The organism is Pseudomonas emilianonis, from assembly GCF_023072625.1.
Lineage (GTDB): Bacteria > Pseudomonadota > Gammaproteobacteria > Pseudomonadales > Pseudomonadaceae > Aquipseudomonas > Aquipseudomonas paraveronii.
In genome coordinates this window covers 1-4,718 of the sequence record NZ_JAKNRV010000379.1, presented here as the reverse complement: position 1 = coordinate 4,718, position 4,718 = coordinate 1, and the positions used below count along the sequence as shown (strand labels likewise).

Below are 4,718 nucleotides of genomic sequence, written 5' to 3'. Positions count from 1 at the left end.
GCGCCAGGCGTGGCATGACTGCAAATACAACCCGGCCCCGGGCCAGACCTCTGACGTTGTTCAATTGGGCGTGGTGGTGCAGAACACCGAGCGCGGCCCTACGGCGAATCACGCGGTGCATGGGGCCGGGTTGTATTTGCAGTCATGCCACGCCTGGCGCGCAAACAGCTCGGCGGTCCACATGTCCGGGTTTTTCGCCGGGGCGAAGCCGTCGAGAAACCACGCGTCGATCTGCGCATCCAGCTGCGGCAACTGCTCCAGGGCGTCGCCGATCAGCAGCGTCAAGGTCACGCGGCCGTTATCCAGCACCAGGCGCTGGAAGCCTGGGTGGATGGCGATGTACTGCGCCAGCAATTGCGCGGCGAACGGCTGCAGTTGCGGCCAGAGCAGCAGGGCGCGTTGCAGGTCGGCGTGGCTCAGCGGGTACTTTTCCACGCTGACGAAATGCAGGCGTGCACCGGCCACCGCGTGTTGCTCGAACAGTTGCCAGGCGCAGAGAAAGTTCAGCCCGGTGCCAAACCCGGTTTCGCCGATCACCAGGCGCCCACCCGCCGGCAAGGCCGCAAACCGTGCCTGCAAACGGTTCTGTTCGAGGAACACATAGCGGGTTTCTTCAAGGCCCGACTGGTCGGAAAAGTACACATCGTCGAAGACCCGCGAGTGCGGGCGACCTTGGTCATCCCAGTCGAGCTGGGCGTGGGTTACAGGGTTCATGGGCGACTCGGCAAAGGCAAGGCGGCCATTCTAGCCGATCAACCGGCAATGAATTGATCCATGGCAAGCGAGCGTGGAATTTCCTGCCGCGTGTTGCTGCCCAATCCGCTAGTCTTGAGCGATCTTGAAACGGAGCTGCTCATGTTCGAATCCGCTGAAATCGGTCATGCCATCGACAAAGACACTTACGACGCCGAAGTACCGGCCCTGCGCGAAGCCTTGCTGGAAGTGCAGTTCGAGCTGCAACAGCAGAAACGTTTCCCGGTGATCATCCTGATCAACGGCGTCGAAGGCGCCGGCAAGGGCGAGACGGTCAAGCTGCTCAACGAATGGATGGACCCGCGCCTGATCGAAGTGCGCACCTTCGACCAGCAGACTGACGAAGAGCTGGCCCACCCGCCAGCCTGGCGATACTGGCGGCAGTTGCCCGCGAAAGGCCGCATGGGGGTCTTCTTCGGCAACTGGTACAGCCAGATGCTGCAAAGCCGCGTGCAGGGCGAAATCAAGGACGCGCGGCTCGACCAGGCCATCGCCGGCGCTGAGCGCCTGGAGAAGATGTTCTGCGACGAAGGCGCGCTGATCTTCAAGTTCTGGTTTCACCTGTCCAAGAAACAGATGAAGGCGCGGCTCAAGGCCCTGGCCGACGACCCGCTGCACAGTTGGCGGATCAGCCCGCTGGACTGGCAGCAGTCCAAGACCTACGACAAGTTCGTCCACTTCGGCGAACGCATCCTGCGCCGTACCAGCCGCGACTACGCGCCTTGGTATGTGATCGAAGGGGTCGACAGCAATTACCGCAGTCTCACCGTGGGCAAGATTCTACTCGAAGGCCTGCAAAACGCCTTGAGGCAACCCAAGGGCAAAGTCAGCGGCATGAACCCGGCACCGTTGCCGGTGGCTGTGGATCAAGTGAGCCTGCTCAACAGTCTCGACATGACCTTGAGCCTGGAAAAAGACGATTACGAAGAGCAATTGATCACTGAACAGGCGCGTCTTTCCGGCCTGATGCGTGATAAACGCATGCGCAAGCACGCTCTGATCACGGTATTTGAAGGTAACGATGCGGCTGGCAAAGGTGGGGCGATCCGACGGGTAGCGGCGGCCCTCGATCCCCGCCAGTACCATATCATCCCGATCGCCGCGCCCACCGAAGACGAGCGCGCTCAGCCTTACCTGTGGCGCTTTTGGCGGCAGATTCCGGCGCGGGGAATGTTCTCCGTGTTTGACCGCTCCTGGTACGGTCGTGTGCTGGTGGAGCGCATCGAAGGTTTCTGCTCCCCGGCGGACTGGATGCGCGCCTATGGCGAGATCAATGATTTCGAAGAGCAACTGCGCGACGCCGGGGTGATCGTGGTCAAGTTCTGGCTGGCCATCGACAAGGATACCCAACTGGAGCGCTTCCAGGCCCGCGAAGCGATCCCGTTCAAACGCTTCAAGATCACCGAAGACGACTGGCGTAACCGTGACAAATGGGATGAATACCGTGCCGCCGTGGGCGATATGGTCGACCGCACCAGTACCGAGGTTTCACAGTGGACCCTGGTAGAAGCCAATGACAAGCGCTGGGCGCGGGTCAAGGTGTTGCGCACCATCAACCTGGCGCTGGAGGAGGCGTTCGCCCAGTCCGACAAGCACGACCAGAAAGGCAAGAAGAAGTAGGCCTATAGACGGGGTGAATGATCGTCGCGGTTGGGCAGGCCTGGATCTATCCTCGGTCCATCTCCCAACAACGACAAGATCGAGGTAGCCCCATGCGTGAAGTAGTGATCGTCGACAGCGTGCGAACCGGCCTGGCCAAATCCTTTCGCGGCAAGTTCAACCAGACCCGGCCGGATGACATGGCGGCCCATTGCGTCAACGCACTGCTCGTGCGCAATGGCATTGACCCGGCGACGGTAGAGGATTGCATCGTCGGCGCGGGCTCCAACGAGGGCGCCCAGGGCTACAACATCGGGCGCAACGTCGCGGTGCTGTCGCAATTGGGCACCGGTACGGCAGGGATGACCCTCAACCGTTTCTGCTCCTCGGGCTTGCAGGCGATTGCCATCGCGGCCAATCAGATCGCCTCGGGCTGCAGCGATATCATTGTTGCCGGCGGCGTCGAGTCCATCAGCCTGACCATGAAAAGCGTCAACACCGACAACCTGATCAACCCGCTGCTCAAAGAACAGGTGCCGGGCCTCTATTTTCCCATGGGCCAGACCGCCGAAATCGTCGCGCGCCGCTATCACGTCAGCCGCGAGGACCAGGACCGGTATGCCCTGCAAAGCCAGCGACGCACCGCCCAGGCCCAGGCCGATGGTTTGTTCGACGATGAAATCGTGCCGATGGCGGTCAAGTACAACGTCGAGGACAAAAATACCGGTGTTGTGCAGGTGCTCGACGGCGTGGTCGACCGTGACGACTGCAATCGCCCGGACACCACCCTGGCCAGTCTCCAGGGTTTGAAACCGGTGTTTGCCGAAGACGGTTCGGTGACGGCGGGTAACTCTTCGCAATTGTCCGACGGCGCCTCGATGACGCTGGTGATGAGCCTGGACAAAGCCTTGGCGCTGGGGCTCAAGCCCAAGGCGTTTTTCCGTGGTTTTACCGTGGCCGGCTGCGAGCCGGATGAGATGGGCATCGGCCCGGTGTTCTCGGTGCCCAAGATGCTCAAGGCCAGAGGCTTGCAGGTGTCGGATATCGACCTGTGGGAGCTCAACGAAGCGTTCGCCTCCCAATGCCTGTACGCACGCGACCGCTTGGAAATCGACAATGCCAAATACAACGTCAACGGTGGCTCGATCTCCATCGGCCACCCGTTCGGCATGACGGGTTCGCGGCAAGTCGGGCATCTGGTGCGTGAGTTGCAGCGGCGTAATCTGCGCTATGGCGTCGTCACCATGTGCGTGGGCGGCGGCATGGGGGCGACCGGGCTGTTCGAAGCTGTGCGCTGAGTCCGTTGTGGGGCTGGCTTGCCTGCGATAACGGGTGTTTGGCTGACACTCCGTTATCGCGGGCAAGCCAGCCCACATTTGAATAGCGGCGTATCCCAATCGGTGTCCTTGCCCCTAGAATGCCTGTTCCACTTCCTCTGGCTTCTGGGGCGCGCATGCACATCTCTTCCGGCCGCTGGGTCTACGGCTTTTGCTTGACCCTGCTGACCGCGCTGCTCTGGGGCATTCTCCCGATCAAACTCAAGCAAGTGCTGCAAGTGATGGACCCGATTACCGTCACCTGGTTTCGCCTGACGGTCGCGGGCAGTTGCCTGTTCGTCTATCTCGCGGCCGTCAAGCGTTTGCCCAGCGTGCGCGTGCTCGGGCCGCGCGGCGGTTGGCTGGTCGCAATGGCCGTGTGCGGCCTGGTGGGCAACTACGTGCTGTACCTGGTAGGCCTGAAAGTGCTCAGCCCCGGCACGGCGCAACTGGTGGTGCAGATGGGGCCGATCTTCCTGATGGTCGCCAGCGTGTTTGTGTTTAAAGAACGCTTCAGCCTGGGCCAGGTGTTGGGCCTGGTGGCGCTGCTCATCGGCTTTGGCCTGTTCTTCAACCAGCGTCTGGTGGAGTTGCTGACGTCCCTGGGCACTTACACCGCCGGGGTGCTGACGGTCCTGCTCGCCACCACGATCTGGGTGTTCTACGCCCTGGGCCAGAAGCAATTGCTGACGGTGTGGAATTCGCTGCAGGTGATGATGGTGATCTATCTGTCGTGTGCTGTGTTGCTCACGCCTTGGGCGCATCCGCTGGAGGCCCTGCAACTGAGCCCGCTGCAAGGCTGGTTGCTGCTGGCGTGCTGCATGAACACGCTGGTGGCCTATGGGGCATTTGCCGAGGCCCTGGCTCATTGGGAAGCCTCGCGGGTGAGTGCGACCCTGGCGCTGACGCCGTTGGTGACGTTTGTGGCGGTGGCCTTGGCGGCGTGGTGGTGGCCGGGTTTTGTGCAGGCTGAAGAGATCAATGCGCTGGGCTATGCGGGGGCGCTGGTGGTGGTGTTGGGGTCGGCGACGGTGGCGTTGGCGCCGTCGT

3 protein-coding genes and 1 pseudogene are annotated in these 4,718 nt (G+C 61.8%); 3 read left to right on the top strand and 1 reads right to left on the bottom strand.

The window, feature by feature from the left end:
* Positions 1 to 150: 150 nt before the first annotated feature.
* Positions 151 to 714, bottom strand: a pseudogene (gene mnmD, locus L9Z73_RS25635) (tRNA (5-methylaminomethyl-2-thiouridine)(34)-methyltransferase MnmD); the annotation flags it as partial.
* Positions 715 to 855: 141 nt separating this feature from the next.
* Here mnmD and pap point away from each other — a divergent pair.
* From pap to L9Z73_RS25620, 3 genes are all read left to right on the top strand, one after another.
* On the top strand, positions 856 to 2,373 hold the full coding sequence (gene pap / locus L9Z73_RS25630) for a polyphosphate:AMP phosphotransferase (RefSeq protein ID WP_247407145.1): 1,518 nt from the start codon (positions 856 to 858) through the stop codon (positions 2,371 to 2,373).
* Positions 2,374 to 2,465: 92 nt separating this feature from the next.
* The gene (locus L9Z73_RS25625; protein WP_247407142.1) at positions 2,466 to 3,650 is read left to right on the top strand and encodes a thiolase family protein; all 1,185 of its coding nucleotides are present in this window, start codon (positions 2,466 to 2,468) and stop codon (positions 3,648 to 3,650) included.
* 155 nt (positions 3,651 to 3,805) lie between these two features.
* Positions 3,806 to 4,718, top strand: a 913-nt coding sequence (locus L9Z73_RS25620) for a DMT family transporter (protein ID WP_247407139.1), incomplete at its 3' end; no start/stop codon positions are given.